General features: G+C 36.7%; 23 protein-coding genes and 1 pseudogene. 6 read left to right on the forward strand and 18 right to left on the reverse strand.

Annotation, left to right across the window (positions count from 1 at the left end):
- Window positions 1–169: 169 nt before the first annotated feature.
- The 4 genes and pseudogenes from Q4489_RS11740 to Q4489_RS11755 form a co-directional block, all read right to left on the reverse strand.
- Complete coding sequence (locus Q4489_RS11740; RefSeq protein ID WP_303480583.1) at window positions 170–1,132, reverse strand: diguanylate cyclase; 963 nt, start codon at window positions 1,130–1,132, stop codon at window positions 170–172.
- A gap of 290 nt (window positions 1,133–1,422) precedes the next feature.
- Window positions 1,423–1,965, reverse strand: a complete 543-nt coding sequence (locus Q4489_RS11745) for a BON domain-containing protein (RefSeq protein WP_303480584.1) — start codon at window positions 1,963–1,965, stop codon at window positions 1,423–1,425.
- Between the two features lie 243 nt (window positions 1,966–2,208).
- Window positions 2,209–2,793, reverse strand: a complete 585-nt coding sequence (locus Q4489_RS11750) for a DUF502 domain-containing protein (protein ID WP_303480587.1) — start codon at window positions 2,791–2,793, stop codon at window positions 2,209–2,211.
- Window positions 2,794–2,903: 110 nt separating this feature from the next.
- A pseudogene (locus Q4489_RS11755) lies at window positions 2,904–3,617 on the reverse strand (dual specificity protein phosphatase family protein); the annotation flags it as partial.
- 521 nt (window positions 3,618–4,138) lie between these two features.
- Between Q4489_RS11755 and Q4489_RS11760 the strand changes: the two are divergent.
- Window positions 4,139–4,567: a hemerythrin domain-containing protein gene (locus Q4489_RS11760; protein WP_303480589.1), complete on the forward strand. Its 429-nt coding sequence runs from the start codon at window positions 4,139–4,141 to the stop codon at window positions 4,565–4,567.
- 164 nt (window positions 4,568–4,731) lie between these two features.
- Here Q4489_RS11760 and Q4489_RS11765 read toward each other — a convergent pair whose 3' ends face one another.
- Window positions 4,732–5,682 (reverse strand): YihY/virulence factor BrkB family protein, encoded by a 951-nt coding sequence (locus tag Q4489_RS11765; RefSeq protein WP_303480591.1) that lies wholly within the window; start codon window positions 5,680–5,682, stop codon window positions 4,732–4,734.
- 224 nt (window positions 5,683–5,906) lie between these two features.
- A complete protein-coding gene (locus Q4489_RS11770) occupies window positions 5,907–6,056 on the reverse strand; it encodes an entericidin A/B family lipoprotein (RefSeq protein WP_303480592.1) in 150 nt (49 codons plus the stop codon).
- Window positions 6,057–6,667: 611 nt separating this feature from the next.
- Here Q4489_RS11770 and Q4489_RS11775 point away from each other — a divergent pair.
- A complete protein-coding gene (locus Q4489_RS11775) occupies window positions 6,668–7,666 on the forward strand; it encodes a mechanosensitive ion channel family protein (RefSeq protein WP_303480594.1) in 999 nt (332 codons plus the stop codon).
- Between the two features lie 39 nt (window positions 7,667–7,705).
- Here Q4489_RS11775 and Q4489_RS11780 read toward each other — a convergent pair whose 3' ends face one another.
- The 3 genes from Q4489_RS11780 to Q4489_RS11790 form a co-directional block, all read right to left on the reverse strand.
- Window positions 7,706–8,188 (reverse strand): Fur family transcriptional regulator, encoded by a 483-nt coding sequence (locus Q4489_RS11780; RefSeq protein WP_303480596.1) that lies wholly within the window; start codon window positions 8,186–8,188, stop codon window positions 7,706–7,708.
- Between the two features lie 144 nt (window positions 8,189–8,332).
- Complete coding sequence (locus tag Q4489_RS11785; RefSeq protein ID WP_303480598.1) at window positions 8,333–9,727, reverse strand: 5-methyltetrahydrofolate--homocysteine methyltransferase; 1,395 nt, start codon at window positions 9,725–9,727, stop codon at window positions 8,333–8,335.
- A 36-nt stretch (window positions 9,728–9,763) separates the two neighbouring features.
- Window positions 9,764–12,187 carry a TonB-dependent receptor gene (locus Q4489_RS11790; RefSeq protein WP_303480601.1) on the reverse strand — a complete coding sequence of 808 codons (2,424 nt, stop codon included), beginning with the start codon at window positions 12,185–12,187 and terminating at the stop codon, window positions 9,764–9,766.
- Window positions 12,188–13,072: 885 nt separating this feature from the next.
- Between Q4489_RS11790 and Q4489_RS11795 the strand changes: the two genes are divergently transcribed.
- Both Q4489_RS11795 and Q4489_RS11800 read left to right on the forward strand, forming a co-directional pair.
- Window positions 13,073–14,104: a helix-turn-helix domain-containing protein gene (locus tag Q4489_RS11795; protein WP_303480603.1), complete on the forward strand. Its 1,032-nt coding sequence runs from the start codon at window positions 13,073–13,075 to the stop codon at window positions 14,102–14,104.
- 91 nt (window positions 14,105–14,195) lie between these two features.
- Complete coding sequence (locus Q4489_RS11800) at window positions 14,196–15,329, forward strand: nuclear transport factor 2 family protein (protein WP_303480605.1); 1,134 nt, start codon at window positions 14,196–14,198, stop codon at window positions 15,327–15,329.
- Window positions 15,330–15,375: 46 nt separating this feature from the next.
- Here Q4489_RS11800 and Q4489_RS11805 read toward each other — a convergent pair whose 3' ends face one another.
- From Q4489_RS11805 to ectA, 9 genes are all read right to left on the reverse strand, one after another.
- Entirely contained in the window at window positions 15,376–16,068 is a 693-nt protein-coding gene (locus Q4489_RS11805) for a cytochrome c biogenesis CcdA family protein (protein ID WP_303480607.1), read from the reverse strand.
- Window positions 16,069–16,073: 5 nt separating this feature from the next.
- Entirely contained in the window at window positions 16,074–16,451 is a 378-nt protein-coding gene (locus Q4489_RS11810) for a thioredoxin family protein (RefSeq protein WP_303480608.1), read from the reverse strand.
- A 185-nt stretch (window positions 16,452–16,636) separates the two neighbouring features.
- On the reverse strand, window positions 16,637–17,365 hold the full coding sequence (locus Q4489_RS11815; protein WP_303480610.1) for an ABC transporter substrate-binding protein: 729 nt from the start codon (window positions 17,363–17,365) through the stop codon (window positions 16,637–16,639).
- A gap of 113 nt (window positions 17,366–17,478) precedes the next feature.
- Window positions 17,479–17,748: a hypothetical protein gene (locus Q4489_RS11820; protein WP_303480612.1), complete on the reverse strand. Its 270-nt coding sequence runs from the start codon at window positions 17,746–17,748 to the stop codon at window positions 17,479–17,481.
- Between the two features lie 5 nt (window positions 17,749–17,753).
- The gene (locus tag Q4489_RS11825) at window positions 17,754–19,175 is read right to left on the reverse strand and encodes a sodium/proline symporter (protein ID WP_303480614.1); all 1,422 of its coding nucleotides are present in this window, start codon (window positions 19,173–19,175) and stop codon (window positions 17,754–17,756) included.
- Window positions 19,176–19,197: 22 nt separating this feature from the next.
- Window positions 19,198–20,631, reverse strand: coding sequence for an aspartate kinase (locus tag Q4489_RS11830; protein WP_303480616.1), 1,434 nt, complete (start codon window positions 20,629–20,631; stop codon window positions 19,198–19,200).
- A gap of 354 nt (window positions 20,632–20,985) precedes the next feature.
- Window positions 20,986–21,384 carry an ectoine synthase gene (locus Q4489_RS11835; protein WP_074499201.1) on the reverse strand — a complete coding sequence of 133 codons (399 nt, stop codon included), beginning with the start codon at window positions 21,382–21,384 and terminating at the stop codon, window positions 20,986–20,988.
- 34 nt (window positions 21,385–21,418) lie between these two features.
- Window positions 21,419–22,708 (reverse strand): diaminobutyrate--2-oxoglutarate transaminase, encoded by a 1,290-nt coding sequence (gene ectB, locus Q4489_RS11840; protein ID WP_303480619.1) that lies wholly within the window; start codon window positions 22,706–22,708, stop codon window positions 21,419–21,421.
- Between the two features lie 9 nt (window positions 22,709–22,717).
- Window positions 22,718–23,221, reverse strand: a complete 504-nt coding sequence (gene ectA, locus Q4489_RS11845; protein WP_083602053.1) for a diaminobutyrate acetyltransferase — start codon at window positions 23,219–23,221, stop codon at window positions 22,718–22,720.
- Between the two features lie 220 nt (window positions 23,222–23,441).
- Between ectA and Q4489_RS11850 the strand changes: the two genes are divergently transcribed.
- Both Q4489_RS11850 and Q4489_RS11855 read left to right on the forward strand, forming a co-directional pair.
- Window positions 23,442–23,861, forward strand: coding sequence for a chemotaxis protein CheW (locus Q4489_RS11850; RefSeq protein ID WP_303480625.1), 420 nt, complete (start codon window positions 23,442–23,444; stop codon window positions 23,859–23,861).
- Window positions 23,862–23,942: 81 nt separating this feature from the next.
- Window positions 23,943–24,731, forward strand: coding sequence for an ABC transporter substrate-binding protein (locus Q4489_RS11855; protein ID WP_303480628.1), 789 nt, complete (start codon window positions 23,943–23,945; stop codon window positions 24,729–24,731).
- Window positions 24,732–25,127 lie beyond the last annotated feature (396 nt).

Genomic DNA, 25,127 nt, shown 5'->3' on the forward strand with positions numbered 1-25,127 from the left:
GCGAATTAATTACTGTGTATTATGTTTCTGTTCAAGCCTTTATTTTTTTACTACAGAATAGATAAAATAATAGTAGCTGTAGTCGGTGTTATTAGCCAAGTTTGAAGACTATTTCATGAATATTAATAATGTTTATCAATCTCTTTGTTTTGGCTTTTATTCATAGGTTTTACATACTGTACTGGTTGCGTCCATTATTTTTAGCCATGTATAAATGTTTATCAGCTTCTTGCAAAAGCCAGCTTGGTTTTATTTCTTGAACATCAAGGTCACTAGGCAAGCAGCTACCAATTCCAATGCTAACAGTTAAAAAGTTAGTACTTTCACTGGCGCTAGGTAAGGATAAGTCTGCTATTTTCTCAAGAATTAATTGAGCAACTTTTTCTGCGCCAAAGCTATCGGTGCCTGGAAGTAAAACGGCAAACTCTTCTCCGCCAAATCGAGCGGCAAAATCAGAATTTCGTCCGGTGACATTAGTTAATGCATCGGCAATGATTTTCAAACATCTATCGCCCTCTAAGTGGCCATACTTGTCATTGAATAATTTAAAATGATCAACATCAATCATTAAAGCTGAAAGTGGCTGTTTGCTTCTTTTCATTCGGTGCCATTCAGTAAATAAAGTCGAATCTAATGCCATTCTGTTCGCTAAACCGGTTAAACCGTCGATACTCGAAGCTAATTCAAGTTTTCGTACGTTCTCCATTAATTTCATATAATTAGAAACTTTAGCGGTCAGAATAAAAGGGTTAAACGGTTGAACCATGCAATCTAAGGCACCAAACTCTAAAGCAGTAAGCTGTTCATTTACCGAGTTTTTGTTGCTTATGATGATAATAGGAATAAAACTTAGGAACGGACTAGAACGAATATTACGAAGAGATTTTATCCATAGTTCTTTATCATCATCAGCGTGCAAAATTATTAGGTCTATCCCTTTTTTCCTAACTGACTCATCTATTTCCTGCTGATAATCGACATTAATGACATGGTAAGTTTTGCCAAAGGTTACCGATAAATGTCGAAATGATTGATTTACTCCTACAACGAGAATAGTTTGTTGTAAATCGTTTAAGTGCTCACCCAAAGGTGTTGTATCTGCGGCCTTTAATAAACTCGAGGTGTGTAGCATCTTTTTATTCTCATCCTGTAAGAAAGTAAAGCGTTATCTTGAAGCCCTAGCGCTAGAATATCGTTGATTTTCATTTAAATTGTTAGGCTCGTTACTACGAGTAAACCAGTTAAATTGACGAACAACAGGCCTATTTTTATTAGCAAATTTTTTAGTGCGTAAAAGTCTTGAAAGTTTAAAATTAAAACCTTTCATGTAGATTATGATCCTATCTTCAAAAACTGAGAAAAAACCGCGCCTAATTTGGCGCGGAGGAACGTAAAAAGTAATGAATTACTGGTTACTAAGTCTTATGATTTAAGTTTATCAACAACATTTGTTACATCATCAGTATTCTTAGCAATTGCAACAGCAAGATCTCGTTCTGAGTCTGACTCTACTTTACCTGACAGTGTTACTTCTCCGTTTTTAACTTCTACTTCAATATCTAATCCGCTTACTTGTGATTCAAACAATAATCTGGTTTTGACCACGGTTTCTATTTTAGAGTCTTTCAGACTTTGCATCATTTTAGTGTCTTTCTCTGACTTACTATCAATAACGGTTAGTTTGTTGTCTACTTTCTCAACACCTTCAAGCGAAGCTACAAGTTCTTCTGCTAACGCTTTATCGACAGAATTATTAACCTTACCCGTTAAAATAACTGTTCCGTTTTTTACATCAGTATTTATATCGAAAGAATTCAAATTCCCATTAAAAAGCAATGTTGATTCGGCTTTGCCATCAATCCATGCGTCTTTAGCGCCATCTTTCCAAGTGTTTTCTGCACTTACATTTAAAGAAGTGGTACTAATAACGGCTGCAACAATAATTGAAATAGTTGATTTTTTCATAACTTTTCTCCTGTTAAGTCTATATCAATATTGCTATTTTAGTGCCAATATTAACCTGTTGAAAAATAAAGACTTTAAATTGATTTTTTAGAATGAAAATAAGAATGGCGTGTAACTATTACGTAATACTCAGTAATAGTTACACGTGGAAATTAATAGAATTAAATAACAAAAGAAAAGAAGAAATACACTTAGAAAACCGATGCGGTATTTCAATGATGATTTATAGTTGCCCTTAAAAAGCTAACTATCTTTTTTATGCGATGTTGAAACACTACCACCAGTAAGCGCTATTCTCATCGCTGTTTCAACACTTATATCCAGAGGCGTTAGTTGGCTTTTATCAATATACAAAGTATAGCCTCCTATTTGATAACTCAAAGGGATGTATACACCTAATTTATTATCGTTGTTAAATAGTTCTTTAGCGCTTTCGTGACTCGTAACAAAGCCAATTAAATGTATGCTGTCATTAATTTTTACAGATACAACGCTTTTCATTTTTTGTTGTTTGTTGATATTTATTAAATTCACAGCATCTTGTATTGCACCATAAATAGTTTTTACAACGGGGATCTTTTCTAATAACTCGCCGCCCAATCGAATAAATGATTTTACTATATAAGCGTTTACGGCTAAGCCAACGAATAATAGGATGATCAGACCCAAGAAAAGCCCTAAACCTGGATAATAAAATTCTTCTGGAATAAAGGGTGTCAAACTTGATTCAATAGCCGTTACAAGCCAAACGAGAAAGTAAAAGGTTAATGATATAGGGAGTAACGCTAAAAGCCCCTGCATAATTAATACGGTAATTTTTTTAAACATTAGTTTCCTTATTTACTACCTATGATTTTCATGTGTTTATTAGCGGTTATAAACGTTGTATAAATTTACATTTTCTTTATACAGCAACCGTTTAGCATTTATGGCTACGCGTTATTTATGTTTAGTACTCCAGATTCATGGGCTTTTTTTAGTGCTTTAAGTTGATGACGGTTTAACCCTGCGGTTTTTCTAACACCTTGAATTGCTTCAAGTGCTTGTGTAATTGAGGAGTCTGTATTTTTACTTAATAAATAAGCAGCGACAATAAAAACCGAACGCCCACGACCTAAAGCGCAATGCACTACTACACTGTGTTGCTCAATGTGTTTATTAATCCAATTAATTGCTTGTATTAATTGTTCATTAGTTGGGCTTTGATGATCTAATACTGGCAGGTTTAAATAATCTAGGTTTTCATCGTTGGCTGACCAATCTAACCCGTCAAATTCAGCCGTTACGTCTAATATTGCTCGTATGCCATTAGCTTTAAGTTCTATCATGTCAGAATGAAATAACCGACAAGCAAGAAATACATTATTGTCTATTTTCTGTATCGCAGGCACAGAGTCATTCTTACGAGCCCACACATTGTATAATTGTGCTCCAAGTAAAAAAGGTATGAATAACCAACGAATATAATAAGGAATAGAACCGTCTTCTTTTTTTCTGAAGATGCTTGGGCGTTTAAAAATATACGCAGTTGAAACTGCAGCTAATGAGAGACTGGTCCAATACCATAACAGGCTATAAAAGTGATTTACACTGTAAAAACCAGCTAAAAATGTGAGGCAAGCGCCAGCAATGTAATAGTGAACAATCCTCATATATCCTCTTTATTTAATTTAAAACCGAAGCAGTCATCATAGATCAGGGCAGATTTTTAACCGTCAAACAGGTGCTAAAATATGTTAATTAGGGAAAAGCAATATTTACACCAAATGGTAATGTTCATTTTATAAGCGTTACGAAATCTGTATATGCAATTGTTAAAATGTTGTTTGATCATTTCAAAATACGTGTAATGGCGAGCTTTTGCAAATGAGTAGGAATTATTTACATAGTAATTTATACAAAATAAATCCTGAGTCTTTTTTGTTGGTTTAACTTATTAATATTTAAAGATTTAGTTAAGTTTCTATTGCTGGCATATAGATTGCTCTTGTAACACGGTTAATGCGAATCTACTGCATTAGAAAGTGAGAAGGTGATGATGATATCAACATAAAGTACTATTTATTTGTACGCTGATAGTATTATTCATGTAAATTTTTGACGAATAATGAGTACGATACAACATGTGCTTTTAACTTAGTCTTTTAGTGTAAATTTGACCAATGGAGTATGTATGGAGATCTTCCAAGCTATTCGAAAAGATCACGAAAAACAGCGCGCTTTGATGGAAAGTCTGATTGAAACATCTGGTGATTCAGAGCACCGTAAAAAAACGTTTGAAGAATTAAAGGAGCAACTGGATCAGCACGCAGTTGCAGAAGAGCGGTATTTTTATGCCCCCCTGATAAAGTCTGATAAAACTATCGATGATGCTAGGCACGGCATTGCTGAGCATCATGAAATTGAAGAATTAGTTGATAAAATAGCAGAAACAGACATGAGCTCCCCTGCTTGGTTACAGACCATGAAAACACTACAAGAGCGAGTGCTTCATCACTTAGACGAAGAAGAAAAAGATTTTTTTGAGCATGCAAATAAGGTATTAAATGATAACCAAAAGAATGAGTTAGCAGATAAGTACCTTAAAGAAATGCAACAGTAGTAGTGTATTTGTCAGTTTATGATAATAAATACTGCTTATAAATCTTTTTGCCCTGTTTGATGTTTATTTAAATTCGGCATAAGTGTTAGTGTGTAGATGTAGTGATCACGTTGTAAGATAAACGAAAGCGCGCATCTACACGCTTTATTTAGATTTTTCCTATTTTATTTATCTGAAAGGTTATTGTCCTCAGGGCCATTATTAGCCACGTATGCTCCTCTCTCACCTCGGGGTTTATCTTCTCCGGTAGTAGTGTCTTTAAGTGTTTGTAGTTCTGCTGCTGCATTTATCTCAGCACCGAGTAAAATAGTGTAAGTGGTAACATAAAACCACATTAACAGAATTATGACTCCTCCCATTGAGCCATATGTTTCGTTGTAGCCAGCGAATTTTGTAATATAAAGGTTAAAAAGGTAAGAACCTGCTAGCCAAAGCAAGGTAGCCATTAGCGCGCCAGGTGTAACCCAGCGCCATTTAGCTGAAGCTCGATGTGGTGCATATTTGTATAGGTTAGCGAGCGATAAATAAAATATTGTTAACAATAATGGCCATGTCATAAGGGTTAATATTTTTTGAATTGATTCATTTACATCACTAAATACTAATGGAATGCCGACTAACAGTACCAGCATCAGAAGCATAATTAATACAGTTGCTAGCGTCAGTAATACACGAGCTATTATCTTTTTAAAAAATGAACGGCTTTTATTCTCTTGGTAAGTGATATTGCAAGCTGTTATTAAGGCTACAGAGCCTTTACCACCACTCCAAAGGGCCAATATAAAGCTAATCAAAAAACTCAGATTCAATGTACGATCATCTGTTGTCACTAAGCGCTCAACGTGTCCTTCTAAAATGGATCTGCTTTGCTCAGGAATAACACCTACCAGCATATTGATATGCTGAGAGAGTGTGACTTGGTCAACAAAAAGGCCATACATCGATACGAGTGCTGCAAGAAGGGGAAATACTGCTAACAAAAAGTAAAAAGCAACTCCTGCAGCAATAAGGGGCATATTGTCTCGTTGCACTTTGCGGAAAACCCGCTTAGTTATATACCACCAACTTTTAACTGAAAAACTTTGTGGATGTGTAACCGAGTGTTCTGATGTCATACAGGGGGCCTTGTTTTATTTAAACTCAAAACGTTTGAATATCGAACCAGTATAAGTCTTTAATAAAAGCGCGCTTTTTGAACACATTTACTCGTTTGACGCGGACATGATTGGCGTTTTAGTAGAAAAAGCAAACACATATTAGGTGAAATGGTTTTGTTCGTGGGTTCGTAGAGTTTATAATTGATAACCTCTACGAACCCTAATAATGTTGCTGAATAAGCCTAATTATCTGCCGCATCTTGAACGGCTTCACCAGCGGATTCTATATCTTTTCCAGCCCCTTCTATCGTTGCACATGCACTTACTGTAATTGCAAAGATAGTGAGTAGTAATATTGATTGTATTTTTTTAAATATTTTATTTGGTTTCATTTTAAGATCCTTAGTTATGTGTCTTTGTTATGTCCAACGGATATTTATTAATTTATGCGATGGTAAACCTTTATAAAATGTCGCTATTTCATATTCTGTGTTTAACTTCACCTTGAAGCTGAACAACATTCACTTTGTTAGGCTATCAAGTGTCATGCCATTATTTAGTTTGTTGATTTTTAATGATAAAAATTATTTCTGTAAAAACTCTCTGTGTTAATTGTGTAATTATTATAGACAAATGTGTCAGGTTTTCATTTTGCGACAAGTCTTTAAGTTCGCATCAGCGATTGAGATCTTTAGCGTAGTAAAGTGATCGCACCTACTTTTAATCTCTTGATTGTGTATTCAATGATTAAAAAATGAGAATTTTGGTGGAAAAAAACGGCTTTAAAATAATTTAGCTATTGTTTTTATTGATATTATTGTAAACATTTAAAAGATTCGTTTTTGTTTAAGGGGCGGTAATAAGTTAGAGCGATTAAATAATTTCGGATTAACCTCCTAACGTTTCCAATCTGATTAACTTTGTGGCGTTAGATTTGCTTTGTTACTAAAGTCTTATGTAAAGAACTAAAGAAATATCTTCAAAAAAATAAAAGGTCGATAACATGCAAACCCAATTTGTATTAGATAATTTAGCGCAGTTTGTTCAAGTTGTGGTTGATAAGTTGCCTGCTTTTTTTGCAGGAATTTTAATATTTCTTATATTTTGGCTGTTATCAAAGCCTATTGCTGGTTTTATCACTAAACCATTTATTAAGCCAAACATCAGTCAATTAGTACAATTAGTGATCCGAAGAACAACCAGTATTTTAATTGTTCTGGTTGGGTTGTATATATTTTTACATTTAGTCGGGTTAACACAGTTTGCAGTTGCAATACTAAGTGGTACAGGTGTGCTTGGACTCATTATTGGTTTTGCCTTTAAAGATATTGCTGAAAACTTTTTATCAAGTTTGCTTTTAAGTGTTCAACGCCCCTTTAAGCTAGGCGATATTATAGAAGTTGAAGGATATTTAGGAGTTGTTAATAAAATGACTTCTCGGGCTACCACGCTAGTTGACCTTAACGGTGACCATATTCAACTACCAAATTCGACTATTTATAAGAATGCGATACGTAACCTTACTGCAAATCCAAATATACGCTGCACTGTTGATGTTGGTATAGGATATGATGCAAATGTTGATTATGCACAATCTTTAGTGGCTAAGATTATGCGAAAACAACAAGCTGTTTTGAACGAGCCTGTACCTCAAGTACTTGTAAACTCTTTGGGTTCATCAACGTGTAATTTACGACTGTACTTTTGGATAAATAGCGAAGTTAACAGCAAACAGAAAGTAGCTTCAGTATTAATGAAAAGTGTTGTTGAAGTCTTTATGCAAGAAGGTATTTCTATGCCTGATGATGCAAGAGAAAGAATTATGTTAGCTCCAGAAAACAGTGGCACTACATCTCAAATTAAGCAAGAAGCGCCGAACCTTTCTACCGCTAATAATTCGCAAAATAATTATCACGATGATGATACTAGCAGTGATCATGACGATATTAGAGAGCAAGCGGTAAATTCAAGAGATCCAGAGGAAGGCCACAATATTTTATAAAGTGAATATCACTAACGATGGGCTTATTTTATTAATTAATCAGGTGGTTATGCATTTAGCGCATATGCAGGTTAATTCTATTTGATGGGAACATAATTGATAACCGAATCTTGTTACCTCGTCTGTGAGGCATTCTTCTATAGCATGATTAATTGGCAACTCTTGTACTTGTTGGCACTGCTGACAAAATAAAAGTTGTGTTACATCATGTTCTTTTTGATTATTTATAAAAGCACAGGCAACAAACTTATTCGCAACGTTTATTTTATGTACTAAGTGGACTTTTACCAGATAATCTAATGTTCGATAAATAGACATCGGCGCCATTTTTTCACTGTATGTATTTTCAAATAATTCAATTAATTCGTAGGCTGATTGTGCTCTTTCTGTATTAAGTAGAAGTGATAGCACTTGTTGTCTTATCGGTGTAAGTTTACTTCCGTGCCGTTCACAGTGAGCTTCAGCTATCCTCAGTTGCTCTTCTGAGGTTTTTACTTTATGAGCAAAGGTGCATTGGGTCATAATGAATTAATAGAGCCTGCTGATTTTTCTGGGTTATTGTTATGTCACAAAACAGCTTTTTTATTTAAGTACCTGTGATAACACTATTTTGCCGTTAACAAGTCAGGTGTCACTGAAATCAATGGCACCTGACTTAAGACTCGATTAATGGTCGTGATCGTGTTCTTCGCCTTCTTCAACAATGCCTAACCAAGATATATTGGCAGGTGCAAAGTTTAATTCGATATCTCCTTCAATCTCCATGTCTTCAATATGCACTTGAAGAATATGCTTAGCTATAGGGTCACCAACATAGGCAAAATGATCATTTTGAGCGACTGTTAGCGTAAAAGACATATTATCCGGCATGGTTGATACATCTTCTTCTGAGATATCAATACGCCCTTCAAATTCCCACTCCATGTGACCATCATGTGAATGTTGGCTTAATACAGTAAGGTAGCCTTGATTATCTAAAATTAAGAAGTGCTCACCTCCAAACGCAAATGCATAAGAAACAGGGGATGCATCAGCCATGGGTTGCCAGTCAATAGTTTCCATTTCATTTTCTTCTGGATTAAGCGTAACGAGTATCGCTTGACCACCGCCGTGTCCAGAGGCTATACCAATGAAAGATTCACTACCTTCATGACCGTAAATAGTTCCAATACGTAAGCCATTTAGTTCACTGATGTTAGCGACTTTCTCTGCTTCGTATTCGTCATTATGTTGGTGGGCAATTAAAACGCCATCTCCACAGCCGAATGCAACAAACTCATGGTTTTGTGCTGCGCCATGCAAGTCAGGACAAGTAATATCTAACGTCTGTTCAAGTTCATATTCGCCATCGTGAAAATGATAAACACCTACTTGATCTGGGAGAACTTTAGCGTTTGACGTGCTGTCTGCATCGTCGCGGCGCAGGGTTGAGAGTAGGTGTTCGCCTCTAGGTTTAGCAACACCGTGCATGTTCACTGAATATTCAATCCCTGCTAATTCCGAAGTTTCGCTACTAATATCACTATCTGTAAGCACTTGAACAGATGCACTGGTGCCAGTATTGGCATCTCCATCATAAAAGACCGCCATTTGGCCATCATGATTGATGACATGAGTAGGACGGCTTCCCATTAACGTATAATCACTTAACGCAGGCGATTGTTCATAGTCATGTAGATGTTCGCCATGGTCTTCTCGCCATAAGCCACTATCAATAAAGCTGATATTGTCATCACTTCGATTTACTATTGCAGCATAACGAAAGCCTGGTGAAGTGGTTAATGAGTTTGAATCATAGGTTAATGAGAAGGTATCAAGTAGCTCATTATCATCTAGATCAAAAATTGCTGCTTCGGCAGTCTCTGCAGAAAGTACTGCCAAACGACCTAGAGACTCTATTGTATAACCATCATCATGGTCATGATCATCACCATGGTCGTGGCCATCATCTACTACGATGGGGTCTTGTTCAACAATTGTGGTTTCGGCATCGCCACAACCCGTTAGTATTAAGCTGCCGATCAACCCGGCAAGCACATTAAGTTTGAATAAATTTGTCATGCGTAATTCCTTGAAAATTATTATTTAATAGAAAAGTTAGAAGTAGCCTCGAATGCCAACAGAAAAACTTCGTCCTGGGCGTGGTGCAATATCTTTAAGAAACGAGCTATGTACCCTAGCTTCTGTATCAGTTAAATTGCTGCCTTTTACATAGAGAGAAATATCGTGATTTAGCATTGGTAAATCATATGAAACACTAGCGTCAACTAACGTGTAGCCATCAGTTTCAGTTTCGAAGGCCGTTATTTTATCTTGCGATTGATAACGGGTAATATCTAAATGTGCACTAATATTTTCATTGATATAACTTAAGTTAGTACCAAACCTTAGTGGAGGTGTTCGAGGTAGATCGCCACCATCTTGCAATTTAACTCTGACATAATCAGAAAAAACCGTGGCTTTAATTTCGTCTGTTGCTTGCCAAGCTATTTGTGCTTCAAACCCTTTGAGAATAACGTCATCAGTTTGAAAGATATAAACAGGAAGTTCATCTGTATGTTCATCATGATCATGTGAATCATCACTATGATCGTGACCACTCTCTGCAAATAGCCCAGTATTTATCTGATAATAGTAGTTATCAATTTTGTTATAAAAGGCATTAAATATATAAGCGACTTCACCTTGAGTTTTGCGGAAAGTGAGATCAATATTATTAGCAGTTTCTAGATCAATGGCTTCGTCAGTTAAGCCAATATCACGGTGATCATTTTCTTGGTGTAACGCAAATAATGCACCTATTTCATAACTTCCGGTGCCAATATGTGGACCAAAAGAAAGCAACTCTGTAGCCGAAGGGGCACGTTCTGAACGAGAAAGTGAAATACCAATATTATAGCCTGGTGTAAAATTCCAAACTAAACCAGTAGAAAGCGTAACAGGTGTAAATTCGTGATCTACATCGAAAACACGAATGTGATCTGTATCATGTTCATCGTGTTCATCATGTTCATGATCATCATCGTGAGAGTGTGCGGCTAGCTCTGGTAATAATACTTCATTGGCTTTCAATGTTACTTGTTCAACACGGGCACCTACTTGAAGTAGCAAATCGTCATTAAGGTGTCTTTCTTCCATTACAGCTAACGCAAAAGTCTCGCTGTCTGATGGAGGTGTAAACGCTTCGGCCCCTTGAGCAGCAACTTCACTGTTTTTATAGTGTAAACTCAGTCCACCTTTCCAGCCAGAGAGAGGGTGATGTAGCAAGTCTACTTTTACCTCATGACTGTCGTTTTCAAATACAGTACCCACTTCACCATGTTCAATTTCTGAATGTTGATAATCAGTAAAGCCAGAGCGTAAGTTAACTTGGCGCAACCATTGGCCATCAAAATTAATTTCACCCTGTAATTGCACTCGTGTTTGTTCTAAATCTGCAAAAACATCCTCATTTTCACTGTGACTCTCTTCGAGATCATGATCATGGTCATCAGTATCGCCTTCATCACCATGGCTATGGCCTGGAATACCATATTCACGGTTAAATTTTTCTACAGAAATACCCAAATAGCCGTCGTTAAAAAGGTAACTTGCACCTATAGTAAAACCATCAGATTCTTCAGCACTGTTTTCTACCTTGAAGTTATCTCCGTGCTCATCATGATCTGCTTCTGGAGCAACGGGTACTTCATAATCACTTGATTCTCGCCAGTATCCATCGGCATAAAAAGCAAAGGAATCTGTACCTGTTGTCGCATTGAATGATGCGAGCTTTTTATTGTCAGCAGAATTCGTTTCAAGTGACCATTCGCCTCTTGTTGTGCTGTCAGTTGGCACACGACCGTCAACAACATTTACTACACCACCAACGGCGCCGCTACCGTAGAATAAGGTTGCAGGCCCGCGTAATACTTCAATTTGTGTGGCTGTTGATGCTTCAGCTGCTACCGCATGATCAGGCCCTACTCGAGAAACATCACTAACATCTAGCCCGTTTTGACTGATCATTACACGTGGGCCACTTAAACCTCGGATGATAGGAGTACTGGCGACATTCGCATGAAAGTTAGTGTGTACACCGACTGTTTTCTCTAAGCTGTCTCCGAGTGTTGAAGCTTGTTGGCGGCGTAATGTTTCACCCGCTAATACAGTAACGGGAGTTGCAGATTCCATTACAGACATATGCACAGGTGATGCAACAACATCAACGACTTCAATAGGTGAACGATTTAACGTGAACGTAAGATTACTGGTATTTTCGGAAATTGTTATGCCTTTAATTAGGTGGGCAAATCCAGCAGCAGTAATGTGTAATTCTCGTTTACCTGATGTTAAGTCTGTGACAACAAAACGGCCATTCTTATCAGTTGTTGTTGTAATTGCTGTTCCTTCAACTTCTATTTTGGCACCAACTACCTTTTCACCTTTACTATTAATAACAGTTCCTTCAATCGTTTGTGCGAACAAACTAGCAGGCAATAAGCTGCCTACAAGAACGGCTACCTTTGATATTTTGAACATTAGATCTCCAATAGAGTGATATTACCTATGTAAATGTTATGATATAACATCATCTTTAATAAATGTTATGATATAACATCTCTTAAGTAAACAGTAGATCTATGTAAAAATGAGTGGTTTTACTATTGTTAGGTGATTTTGTATCAAGAAAATTAACGTTAGGGGGTTAGGAAAGCTTGTACTGTTTTAACCAAAGCCCCTAAAGGGAGAGTTGTGATTAAGAGTGTTAGCCTAGTCAATTACATTTCCTAAATTCAATATCGAAGCTATTCGGCCAAGAAATGTTAGAGATAGACAACCTACAATCTTTGAAGCTGCATCACCTCATGTCGCGTAATCAAATTGAATAATACCGGTACGTTAATTATCGCTGTGGCTCAAAAGTGAAAAATTATCAAAAAGTGCAGAATGATTGAAATTGGCACTGAGCATTTAGTCATGTTGAGCATGCTAATATTTGTAAAACGAGGGTTAATACCAATTCGTATAAATATTCGGTCATTCAGCGAGAATTAAACGCTTTAGAGGCACGGCGTTGATTGCAGAGAATGGTTATTCCCTTTTCAAAATCAACAACACAGGCTATGAAGCGCTTAAACTCGCCCTTTGGGAGCGTGTTAGAGGCGCGATAATTGCGCAAAACGTGTTTGATGTAGAACAACTATACCCGCACACGTTTCGCTTATTCTCCCACCTCTGACATCGCTCTGAACTGACTTAATCTTTATGCGAATTGGTATAACTTAACCTTGTTAAGAAATAAGCTTTCTTTTTGTTAGTGTGAAAGATAGCTGTATTATGTTTTTATCAATTGATTATAATTAGCATTTCTTGGTAAATGAATAATGTCTTCATTTAATGCGTCGATTTTAGCAGGTTTTGGCAATGGCACTCTCAAGTCAATTATTATTCTTTTTTAGCGCTCTTGGTGCATTTAATGGTTTATTTTTGGCACTGTATTTATGGTTTTCTAAACCCTTTACCACAGAAAAAAAGTTTTTAGCCGCGTTATTACTGGCGATTAGTTTACGGATTTCGAAGTCTATTTGGTTTTATTTTGATCCAACCATCGGTAAGCAATTCTTGCAAATAGGGCTATCGGCTTGCTTTTTGATTGGTCCTTTCTTGTACTTTTACATTGCATGTGTAACAAAGCAATTAGAACGACTTACCCTGCATTGGAAAACTCATATTAGTTTACTTTTTGTCATTATTATTGTCGTAGGTACGCTATACCCTTATCAAAGTAATGTCGACTTATGGGGCGTTTTCTACAAGTTTATTAACTGGAGTTGGTTTGCTTATTTGGTGGCATCTTGCATGTTACTTTTTCCTACCCTATCACTTTTAATCACGAATAAGAGCGCATTAGCTAAAAGTGAACTCGTCAGTGTTAATGTGTTCTTTGGGGTTAGTATTATTTGGTTGGCCTATTTTACAGCTTCGTATACATCTTACATTGTTGGAGCATTAACATTCTCTTTTATTTTATACATGAGTGTATCAACAGTGATGTTAAAAACTCATTATAAAAAAGAGGTGCGATATGCAAATAAAAAAATTGAAGAGCTAGCTGCAAATGAGCTTTTAACGCAATTAAATGTATTGATGGAAACAGAAAAACTATATAAAAATGCTAATTTAACGCTTGGTCAACTAGCGAGAAAAATGCAGGTGTCAGTACCACAACTTTCACAATTTTTGAATGATAATATGGGTAAGTCGTTTTCAAGTTATATAAATGAGTGGCGAATTAAAGAAGCAAAACAGCTACTTATTACAGAGCCGAATATGACCATGGAAGTTATAGCTGAATTATCAGGATATAATGCACAATCTACCTTTTACAGTGCGTTTAAGCAATTCGAACAGTTAACGCCTGCGAAATACCGCCATTCAATGTTAAATAACTCTTAATTTATAATTCCGTAGTTCGATTTTATATTACATGAGTGTGTGAATTGATTTTTTCTCTTAATGTTGATGCGACCATTAAGAGGAGGATGATATGAATTCATTTAGGTTATTTTTTTTGAGTATATTACTTATATTAGTGAGTAATATTGCAAGCGCTAACGTTTTACAGAAAGATTCAAACGACATAAAGCAAATAGAACGAACGTTAAAACATTATATTGAAGGTACTGCTTTTAATAACAAAGAGAAAATTGAGCAAGCGTTTTATCGTGATGCAACTCTACTATTAGAAAAACAAGATCAAGAGATATGGCCTGTTCCCGCTAGCGAGTATATTTCATGGTTTAACAAAAGTGGAAAATTTAATGGGCGAATTGGTGAAATATTATCAATTGATTTAGTGGGTGTTGCCGCAACGGCGAAAGTAGAAATATTAATTCCTAAAACATCTAAACGCTATGTTGACCTGTTCCTATTAAAAAAACTTGATTCTGACTGGAAAATAATCAGCAAAATGGCGGTGAGTGAGAAAACAGTACTTCATGGAAAAAGAATACTATTTATTGTCTCTAACGCTCATTTCCATGGTGATTCTCGTTTACCTGCTGGAGTAAGCTTTTCTGAAATCGTCAAAGCATTTGAAACGTTTAAACAAGCAGGTTATACCGTTGACTTCCTAAGCCCGAAAGGAGGTGCCATTCCTCTGTCTTACATTAATACCTCAGATCCAATACACAAAAAATACTTGTACGACCGTGATTTTATGTATGCCATTGGCCACACTAAATCGCCAAACGAGGTAAATGCTGCTGATTATCGAGCTGTTCACTATGTAGGAGGAAGCAATGCTATGTATCAAGTAGCCGAGAATAAAGCAATACAGAAGATTGCTATGGAGGTTTATGAAAAACATAATGGTATCGTATCGTCAGTCTGTCATGGTACCGCGGGCATTGTTAATTTGATGACTGAAAATGGAGAGTATTTAGTAAAAGGGCGAAGAATAAGTGGTTATCCAGAATCGTTTGAAAATCAAAGTAAAGCGTATTTTAAAGAGTTCCCCTTTTTGATTCAAAAAACCATAGAAGAGAGAGGAGGTTCGTTTTTTCACAGTGATAGGAATGTAGCTCATGTGGAAGTTGACGGCCGAATTGTCACGGGACAAAACCATTTATCATCAACACTTGTTGCACAAAAAATGGTTGAAATTTTGGCAGCCCAATAAACCAATTAAACAGGGCTTATTTTTATGGTAAGCCCTGCTATAAGTATTAAATGGAGGTGACCCAGTCAGGCAGAATATCTAAAGCCCATGTCTCTAATATTCTATCTACTCCTGTAAGGATAATAAGTGCTAGAAAAATTAACGTAACACCTAAAAAGTATTTACCAAACTTTCCTGATGTTTTAATTGCTGATAATTTTTTACCCGAAAAGTAGCCTAATGCCACCAACGGAACAGCGGTACCAATACCAAACGAAAGCATTACAATAAATGCCATTGGCATGCTTTGACCTGTTGAGGCAAGAGCAATAGCGGTACCTAGCGTAGGGCCAACACACGGTAACCAAACGAGACCTAATGATGCGCCAATCACAAATTGCATTGACGGTGAACTACCTTGAATTTGAACGCTCGCAGCTCTATTAGTTAATCGAGAGAGTATCAATGCTAATCTATCTGAAAGTTGAGGTATTAAGAGGGTTGCCCCCATAAAAAGCAACATGCCAACTGAAAAGTAACGCAGCCATTCTGTTGATATGCCCAAATTTAACAGGATAAAAGTTAGCACAGTGCCCGCTAATGCAAATGCTAGGCTTATACCTAATGCTAAGGTTACAAGCCCCCACTTGGAAGACTGCATTGCAGAAGCTGCTACCGCCGGTATCATGGGCAGAACACAAGGTGAAACTAAGCTTAGAATGCCCGCCAAAAAAGCAAGCGGTATTGCGGTAAATTCCATTGTTACTATTCCTGTGCTTGGTTAAGCGCAGAGAAGATTTTTTCTTTATTCGTTTCGGCGACTGAGAACCATAGTTGTTCTGTGCCTTTGTAAATCAATAACGTTGATTGTCTTGGCGCCCTGAAATGAGTAACCCACTCTTTTTGATCGTCATAATCAACTACGAGCACTTTAATGCTACTTTCTGGGTGTTCTTTAAAGTATTGATTAAGAATTTGTGATTGCTTTTTACAGGTTGGGCACCAAGTTGCGAACACATCGATGAGAAAAGTTTCGTTATTATTTTGGTATTGTTGGTAAAGCGTTTCTGTAAATGGTTGTTTTTCAGCATTGGCTGATAAGCTAAAAAAGACAAATGTAATAGCAGTAAGTAATGTTTTCATGTAACTCTTTAAATGAATATTGAAAAATGTATTAATAAAGAACGGTTCGGTTTGAAAACAATTTCAATCAATTTAGCGAATTTTAATTATTTCATCTGTTATTAACAAAACAGAAAACACCGGCAAGCTTAATGTGGAAGAGAAAAATAACGAAGGTTAACGCACTTTAGATCACTCGTTTGGCGTTACCAAGATTGTAATATTTTTTCATATTCACCTGAGTTTTTGAGCTTTCTTAGCGCTTTATTAAATCGTGTTGCTAATTCGGGTTCTCTAAAAACATTCGCATAATTGACTACTGGAAATATCCGGTGAATGGTGATGTCTTCGTTAGGGAAAAGCTTGTTGATGATAAATTGAAGTACTCTTCGCTCACCAATGACAACGTCTACTCTATTATTTACCAGAAGCTTTACTTGTACCTCTCGAAGTCCCATTTCTTCATAGCTTATCTGACTTGCGATCTGTGCAAATTTATTGCCTAAAACAGATGTAGCATGTTGATAGGCAATAACCCTTTTACCTATTAGGTCATCAATTTTGTTGATTTTAAAACTTTGTTTAGTTAACGAAACTGCCACGTCTTCAAAAGGTAAATATTCTTCGCTAAGCGTTCCGTTTTTAAACTTAAATGCTGCTGGACTTGCCATATCATATTTGCCGTGATTGAACTGCTCCATTAGACGGTTGTATGCCAACAAATGAAATTCAGTTTGAAATCCAAGATCAGTCATAATGCGTTCAATTATTTCCACATCAATGCCTGTAATTCCCTTTTCTTCATCATAATAAGCCCATGGTGCCCCAAGGTTTACGGCAATAGAAATAGGTTTGTTATTACAGGTTGACGCAGAAAACGACAATAGAAAAAGTAGTGTAGTGCTTATTTTTGCAAAAATGTTAATAATAACCACCAATGATGAACGAAAAACAATTCAAAGATAATTATCTGTCTAGAATGGGGATATTGCAAACGTTGTTAATCAATAACGTTAGGTAATACGTCATTGATTAACATGAACTATGATTATTTAGCTAAGGCAAATCGCGCTAATTTCAAGAGAGCGGGTCTTCCAAGGGTATTAACAGCACTTTTTGTGTCGTTGTTTGCTGATGTTACTTGTTGGATCTCTTGACTAGCAGTATTTACCAGCGTAAGTAATGGCGGTGTTTGATAGATTAAGCGAGTTAAATCGTCATAACTCGCTTTTTTTAATGCTGATAATGTGTTTTTATCAACATTAACAGCGGACTTGTTTACGATTTTCTCTGCTAGCTCGTCTTCAAGAAAAAACACAGTACTTATACTTTCTGTTGTTGCGCTGGTAGCGTAAGTTTGAAATGTGAAAGGCCAATATAAAATATCAGCAGACCGATAATAATACCGGGTAAACCTTCATAGATAAATTCGGTCAACCCTGCCATTCTCCATAATAAAGCGACGGCAAAACCAACAAATATTGCGGTTATACTTAACAGTTGGTTTGGTCTTCCACCTAGGCTTTGGGTTATTAATAACGGGGCAAACGCGCTTGCTAAACCTGACCACGCCATAATAACCATATTAAAAACACTTTGTTTACTGGTTAATGCTAACAGCAAGGCTATAAAAGTGACTACAGTCGTTGTAGCTTTTAATACCCATGTTTTTTCGATTTTTTTAGACGATATATCATGTGTTACTGCCGAAGAACAACTTAACACTAAAGAGTCTGTTGTTGACATAGTTGCGGCAAAAATACCGGCTAGAATTAGCCCTACTAATACTTCAGGAAGCAAATGTTGTGCAAGAGTGGGTAATGCAAGTTCAGCATCGAAACTACCCGTATCAGCAATAAAGAGCCTAGATAACATACCAACAGCTGTAGCCATGCAATAAAAGCTTGTAAACCATAAATAGTACCAGAGCTTAGCTTTAAACATATTATCAGCATTGTTTAGGGTCATAAAACGCACCATCACGTGGGGCTGACCTATGACCGAAAGGCCGGCGAATATCCAGCTAATAATAAACAATGCAAGACCAAATACCCCAGGTAGTAAGAGCTTTTCAGGAGTCCAGTCCATGTATCCGTCGATAGTAGCTAAACTACTATATGCTTGTTCGAGGCCGCCTACACTGTTTACGGCAGTAACAAGTAAAATTGACATTGCTACTATCATGACGATTGATTGAGCTGCATCGGTCCAGATAGATGCTCTAATACCACCAAAAAAGCAATATAAGCAGACTAATACCGCGCCAATCACAGCACCGTACCATAGTGGCCAATCAAGCAGCACGTGTAAGGCTTTACTTCCGGCTAATAGTTGAGCTGCCGCGTAAGTAATTAAAAATGCGAGTGAAATTAACCCTATTATTCGCTGTAACCCATTGCCAGATTTACCATGCCAATTACTTAACACCCCAGCAAACGAGACTTCTTTGGTCTTAGCCGTCGCTTCTTTTAATTGTTTATGGACATAAAGAGAGGCAAGAAAATCGCCAAGTATCCAGCCGGCCATTAACCAAATCGAGGCTAGGCCAGTAACATAGGTATAACCAATAACACCGATAAACATATAACCGCTGTTATTGGTTGCTACGGCAGATAAGCCCACCAACCAAGGCGATACAGATTCACTTGCCAGATAGTAATCTGATTTATTTCCTTTGCTTTGGAAGGCTGAAGATAGGCCTATTAAGGCAAACAATGTAAGAAAACAAATAAATGATAATGTCATTATTTTACCTTAAAAACTGCACTTATGAGGCTAAACAAATAGCATCACCGTGATCATGTACTTCAATTAATTCAGCATGTAATGCTCTTACTGCATCGTCGTAATCATCTTCTTCAATGAAGAATTGAATATCCACTTGGCGCATGGCTTGATGAATTGACAGTACACTAATTTGTTGTTTTGCTAAAGCGTTTACCGCTTTTGATAATAAACCTGGAATTTGCATATCACTACCGATGGCAGAAATAATAGCCACTTTTTTCTGGTTTATTTCAGCTTCAGGGAAGTCATCTTGAATGGCTTCACATATTCGCTTAATTGTTTTTAAACTTGCCTTCAAGTAATGCGTGATAGTATTTGCATTGACGTCTTTTGATACAATGTAGCCTTTAAAGCGCTGCACTGTCTTTAAAATAACTTGGTCATAGTTATGTATATTTCCAGCCATTGCTTGATCAAATACTTCTAGAGCATAAATACCTTTGCAGCCAGCTATAATTTCTACACACGGTGATTTACTCACATAGCTGCCAGTAATTAATGTGCCCAAATGTTTAGGCTCAAAGGTGTTTTTAACGCGTAATGGAATTTGACTTTGACGTAAGCCTTTTGCTGCCTTTGGATGTATTGCTTCCATACCTAAATTAGCAAGTTGGTCGGCAACATCATAATTAGTTCTACCAATAGGAACGGCAGATTCTTCGCCAACTAAATTTGGGTCTGCGCTACTTAAATGAAATTCTTTATGAATGATTGCTTCGGTGGCATCAGTAAGCACTGCGATTCGACTAAATGTCATCTCGCTATAACCTCTATCAAACGTTGACATCAAGCCTGTTTCACTGTGTGCATAACCGGTAGTAATGGGCAAGCAGCTCGCTAAGTCGAGATCTTTAAAGGCAAGGTTAACACGTTCATCTAAAGACATATGTGAAGCAGAACGCCAGCCGGTTAAATCTACAAAGCAGGCGTTGATACCACTATTTTTAAGTAGTAAGGCAGTGTTCCAGGCACTATGTGCTTCACCAATACTTGCCAGCATTTCTTTAACGGTTTCTAAATGCGACGTTAATGAAAAGTGCCCATGTTGACAAAGCTTTTGTAAGTTTAATAAGCAATTGCGTGCGTCTTCTAAGCGTTCTTCAATAAAATTGTTCGCGCTAATCAATTGCTCTGGATCAGTAAATAAATTTTCATTAATCTTTTGAAGGCTGACAGATAATTGCTTGAAGTGTTCTTGCCAGTTTGAATCGACCATACTGTCGGCAAACAATGAATATACGCCCGGCTGAGCACTTTTTTTGTGCTCTAAAAGCTTATTTGTTACACCTGCGTATGCAGATACGACAAAAATACGATTATAAGGTGTTGAAAGATTTGGATTTAAGAAAATATTATCTCTTACTGACTTGTAGTCACTCATCGACGTTCCGCCGATTTTTTCAACTGTATGCATGTTAATCTCAATTACGTTAATGTTTAATGTTAAGTAACGTTATTAGGTGAGTCGCCTTAATATAATTCGCCTGAAAGTTGTTTAAGTTCAGTGTGCTAATTTATAAAACAAAATAAACATTCATGTTTCAGGCTGAAAAATAAAAACTTGATCAGCAAGTCATCAATTGATCTAGGTTTTATTTCTCTTTGAGCAAATGAAGAAACCCGTTTCAACAATCAATATTTCAAGCAAAATAAATCGAGAATGATTTAACGTTTTGATGACTTCCGTTCTTGCTATGAAATGCTGATATTGAACGATGCGATTATTCAACTAACCGCACCTCGGGTTTCAGTATTTGATCATATTAAACTAAATTGTCTCAGCTTCTAATTCGTATGAACCTTCAGAGTTATGAACTTCTTTGCCGTTTAACGGTGGGTTAAATACGCAAGCAAATTGTATTTCTTTGAAAGCTCTAAGCATATGTTTGTCATGCTTATCTAGAATATAAATTGTGCCAGGTGTTATTGAGTGTTTACTGCCATCTTCCAATGACTCAATCTCACCTTCACCAGAGATACAGTACACAGACTCTAAGTGCTTTTGGTAATGCAATAGAAAATCTGAACCTTCATAAATGGTGGTAATATGGAAAGAAAAACCCATATTGTCTTCTTTTAAAAGAAGTCGCGTACTTTCCCAATTACCATCTGGAGATACGATACGACGATTTGATTCGTTGGCTTTTGATAAATTACGTACAATCATTATTTTTCCTATAATTTTTATTCAATAAGTATTATTAAGCGAAATACAACATTGCTTCTGGCATGTCATCGACTTTTGAACAGATTTCTTTGACTGACTCTTCGATGATATCAATACCTTGTTTTAAGTTTTCATCGCTAATAATTAAAGGACAAAATAACTTAATAACATGATCTTCAGCACCACTTGTTTCAATTAACAAGCCTTTTTGAAAGGCAAGTTTAGTGATGCGTCCAGCGATTTCGCCATCAACACAATTAATCCCTTGGAACATGCCTCGGCCTTTAGCGGTGAAGTTACCTTCGCCGTAATTTTCAACAATGCTATTTAATCGCTTAGTGATATAGTCACTTTTGCGTTTAATTTCATTTGAAAAAGTTGAGTCTGCCCAGTAATGTTCTAAGGCTGCTTTAGCGGTAACGAACGCTAAGTTATTACCTCTAAACGTACCGTTATGCTCACCTGGCTTCCACTGATCTAATTCAGGCTTCATTAATACAACAGCGAAAGGTAAGCCGTAACCACCAAGAGACTTAGATAAGGTAACGATGTCTGGCGATAATCCGGCGCTTTCGAAACTAAAGTAATCACCAGTACGACCACAGCCAGCTTGAATATCATCAACAATTAATAAGATATCGTGCTTTCTACATACTGCTTCTAGCTTTTTAAGCCAGTCAACACTTGCTGCGTTAACACCACCTTCACCTTGCACGGTTTCAACTAAAACGCCGGCAACAGAGTCAATACCACTGCTTGAATCTGATAACACTTTATCTAAGTATTCGGTGGTATCGATGTTTTCACCTAAATAACCATCGAAAGGTAAACGATGAACACCATTTAAGCTGACGCCCGCGCCACCTCGATGATGAGAATTACCCGTTGCTGCTAGCGCGCCTAGACTTACGCCGTGGAAGCCGTTAGTAAAACTAACAATGTTGTGTTTACCGGTAACATTGCGAGCAATTTTTATCGCTGCTTCAACAGCGTTTGTACCGGTTGGGCCGGTGAATTGCACTATGTACTGTAAATCACGAGGCTTGAGAATTAATTCGTTAAAGGTTTCTAAAAACTCACCTTTAGCACGTGTGTGCATATCTAAACCATGCGTGATGCCATCGTTTTCAATATACTCAAGGAGTGCTGGCTTAAATGCATCGTTGTTATGGCCGTAGTTAAGTGTTCCTGCGCCAGCTAAAAAGTCTAAATATTTGTTGCCGTCTTCATCCCACATAAATTCGCCTTTTGCTTTGTTAAAAACTCTAGGGAATGAACGTGCATAGCATTGTACTTCTGATTCAATTTCATTAAATATTTTCATAATAGTTTTTTATTCACTTACATTAAAAGGGCCAATTCGTAGGAGCGACTCAGATTCATGCTCACCACGAAAGTGTGTTTGTTTATCTAACCAAATATCATGTGTTAGTTCACAAGATAACTTCTTGGCTAAACCTCTAAATAATGACCATGAGGCTTGATTGTCAGGCGTTATTGTTGTTTCTACGAAGGAGATATTAGCGTTTACTGGTCTTGATAAAATGGCCAACAGCATACGTGTTGCCAGACCTAGCCCTCGTGCCTGCTTATCTATTGCTACTTGCCAGATAAACAAGGTTTCTGGTCTTTCTGGCACGATATACCCAGAAATAAAGCCAACAACATTCCCATCTAGTTTTGCAACGATAGATGTATTGGCAAAGTGACCACACTGCAAAAAGTTGCAGTACAACGAATTGGTGTCCAAAGGTGGACTATTGCTGATCAGTTCGTTGATTTCTATCCCGTCAATCAGCTTGGGGGTTTCTAGTACTAATTTTTCACTTATGTTCAAAATAACCACGCTTATTTAGTTTTATAACTAACTAAAATTGAGAACATTAAAAGATATAGTCAATTACAATGCTTAGTATACTAAGGTTATTTTATTTATGTAACCCTCTTATATTAAAGTTTTTAGTTTAAACGTGTATCATAAAACAGTTAGACATCTAAATATATGTGATGAATGTAATGTAAACTAATGTGTTAATAAGGAATTTTGGGGGGATAATTTGAACGAAAGTCAATGGATAAGTTTTGAAGTAGCTTCGGAACAGTTTTTACATCCGGTATCAAAAATTAAAGAAATTCTGCCTTATGATGTTCCTACACCTGTGCCAGGAGCATTAGATATTACCTTAGGTATACAAAATATCCGCGGTAGTATCGTTTCAATAAACTCTTGTCGCAGGATGTTACACGTTGATGAGGAAAATGAAGGGTGCGAAAGCCGTATTATATTAGTGGAAAGCGAAGATCAGTTAGTTGGTATTGCAGTTGATTTTGTCGGGGAGATTATTAGTGCAGAACAACTAGACATTGATACTACAAGCACGGAAATTAGAAGTGAGTATATAAAAGGGACGCTTAATAAATCAGGTAAGTTATATATAGTGTCTGATTTTAGTAACGTCATTGAAATATATAATTAAGTCACATTTGTTTTATTGAATACAGCAGAAATTTAAAAACTTGCTACAGTTAACTTAAGCGAGTGCTACTGTTGAAGTTCGATGGAACGACTAATCTATTTCTTTCTTAGCGTATATATCTTTATTGGCGACGCATATGGTCAAAGTGAATCATTGCGCGTTATCGGGGTAGACGAACCGCCTGCAAGTTATCTTGCCGATAATGGTCAAGCTGAAGGCTATGTTGTTGATATAGTGAAAGCGTTGCTAGCTGAATTGAATATATCTACCAAGATACAAATATCTCCAGAAGCGCGTGTTTTAAATATAGCAAAAAACAATGCCAATATTTTATTGTTTAGCTTTTCACGCACTGCCTTTAGAGAACATAGCTTTCACTGGATAGGTAAAGTATTAACCAAAAAATGGCAGGCTTTTACGACCATTGATAACACCCTTGAAATAAACTCGCTTCAGGATTTAAGGCAGATAAGTAACATTGGTGTTGTTCGTGGTGATGTCCGTGAAGAGTGGTTAATTAACCGTGGTTTTAACAACTTGTATTCAGTCACTTACCCGGCTCAAAATGTTCGGCTACTGGCTAAGAAAAGATTGCCAGTTATTGTCTACGAACAACAAGGATTAAGTTATATTTGTCGTCAACTGGGCATCGAGAACGAATTTAAATCTATTTTTACTGTGCATCAAGCTGATGTTTATTTGCTTATGTCTAAACGTACATCTCCTGAAGTTGTGGCAAACGTTACCAAAGCTTTTTATCGATTAAAACAGAGTGGAAAGTTACGTGAAATCAGTGAGAACTGGTATTCAAAATTAGCGCTTCTGTACCCTAACATGCATGTCATAGAAGAAGATTTTATCAGTTTTTAGTTGACGCTTTAACTGAGTTTACTCATAAATTAGCTAATGTAACCCTGTGGTGATCAGTCAGTAAATTTCACGTTGTTTATTATTCTATTGCTAGAAAAATCCTTTTTAGTCACAACATTTTCATCTTGTAGGTGTATTTAAATAAACCTACTTGTACTTAAGCGATGCGTTTCTAGCCGTTATTTTATACGTGAAATAGCTCAATATTCCTTCGTCAAAAGACTTTGAATTCCAATTATAATAATATATTACAAACATAAATTATTGCTAACTAATTGTTTTGATTTGTATATTTATATTTGTTATTCAAGTGTTCGGTTGTGTAGTGGCACAATAAATTTGGCCATCTAATTAGAGGTGATAGAATCACCGCAACTGATTAGGTATTAATATGAC

This window comes from Thalassotalea sp. 1_MG-2023 (assembly GCF_030546745.1).
In the GTDB taxonomy this organism is placed as follows: domain Bacteria; phylum Pseudomonadota; class Gammaproteobacteria; order Enterobacterales; family Alteromonadaceae; genus Thalassotalea_C.

Bases quoted from the DNA above. Each gene is read 5' to 3' on its own strand.
- Q4489_RS11800 (WP_303480605.1), top strand. From the start codon at position 14,196: ATGAATTCATTTAGGTTATTTTTTTTGAGTATATTACTTATATTAGTG.
- Q4489_RS11760 (WP_303480589.1), top strand. From the start codon at position 4,139: ATGGAGATCTTCCAAGCTATTCGAAAAGATCACGAAAAACAGCGCGCT.
- Q4489_RS11825 (WP_303480614.1), bottom strand. From the start codon at position 19,175: ATGACATTATCATTTATTTGTTTTCTTACATTGTTTGCCTTAATAGGC.
- Q4489_RS11750 (WP_303480587.1), bottom strand. From the start codon at position 2,793: ATGTTTAAAAAAATTACCGTATTAATTATGCAGGGGCTTTTAGCGTTA.
- Q4489_RS11765 (WP_303480591.1), bottom strand. From the start codon at position 5,682: ATGACATCAGAACACTCGGTTACACATCCACAAAGTTTTTCAGTTAAA.
- Q4489_RS11745 (WP_303480584.1), bottom strand. From the start codon at position 1,965: ATGAAAAAATCAACTATTTCAATTATTGTTGCAGCCGTTATTAGTACC.
- Q4489_RS11780 (WP_303480596.1), bottom strand. From the start codon at position 8,188: ATGACCCAATGCACCTTTGCTCATAAAGTAAAAACCTCAGAAGAGCAA.
- Q4489_RS11830 (WP_303480616.1), bottom strand. From the start codon at position 20,631: ATGCATACAGTTGAAAAAATCGGCGGAACGTCGATGAGTGACTACAAG.
- Q4489_RS11810 (WP_303480608.1), bottom strand. From the start codon at position 16,451: ATGAAAACATTACTTACTGCTATTACATTTGTCTTTTTTAGCTTATCA.
- Q4489_RS11775 (WP_303480594.1), top strand. From the start codon at position 6,668: ATGCAAACCCAATTTGTATTAGATAATTTAGCGCAGTTTGTTCAAGTT.
- Q4489_RS11805 (WP_303480607.1), bottom strand. From the start codon at position 16,068: ATGGAATTTACCGCAATACCGCTTGCTTTTTTGGCGGGCATTCTAAGC.
- Q4489_RS11790 (WP_303480601.1), bottom strand. From the start codon at position 12,187: ATGTTCAAAATATCAAAGGTAGCCGTTCTTGTAGGCAGCTTATTGCCT.
- Q4489_RS11770 (WP_303480592.1), bottom strand. From the start codon at position 6,056: ATGAAACCAAATAAAATATTTAAAAAAATACAATCAATATTACTACTC.
- Q4489_RS11835 (WP_074499201.1), bottom strand. From the start codon at position 21,384: ATGATTGTACGTAATTTATCAAAAGCCAACGAATCAAATCGTCGTATC.
- Q4489_RS11795 (WP_303480603.1), top strand. From the start codon at position 13,073: ATGGCACTCTCAAGTCAATTATTATTCTTTTTTAGCGCTCTTGGTGCA.
- Q4489_RS11785 (WP_303480598.1), bottom strand. From the start codon at position 9,727: ATGACAAATTTATTCAAACTTAATGTGCTTGCCGGGTTGATCGGCAGC.
- ectB (WP_303480619.1), bottom strand. From the start codon at position 22,708: ATGAAAATATTTAATGAAATTGAATCAGAAGTACAATGCTATGCACGT.
- Q4489_RS11740 (WP_303480583.1), bottom strand. From the start codon at position 1,132: ATGCTACACACCTCGAGTTTATTAAAGGCCGCAGATACAACACCTTTG.
- Q4489_RS11855 (WP_303480628.1), top strand. From the start codon at position 23,943: ATGGAACGACTAATCTATTTCTTTCTTAGCGTATATATCTTTATTGGC.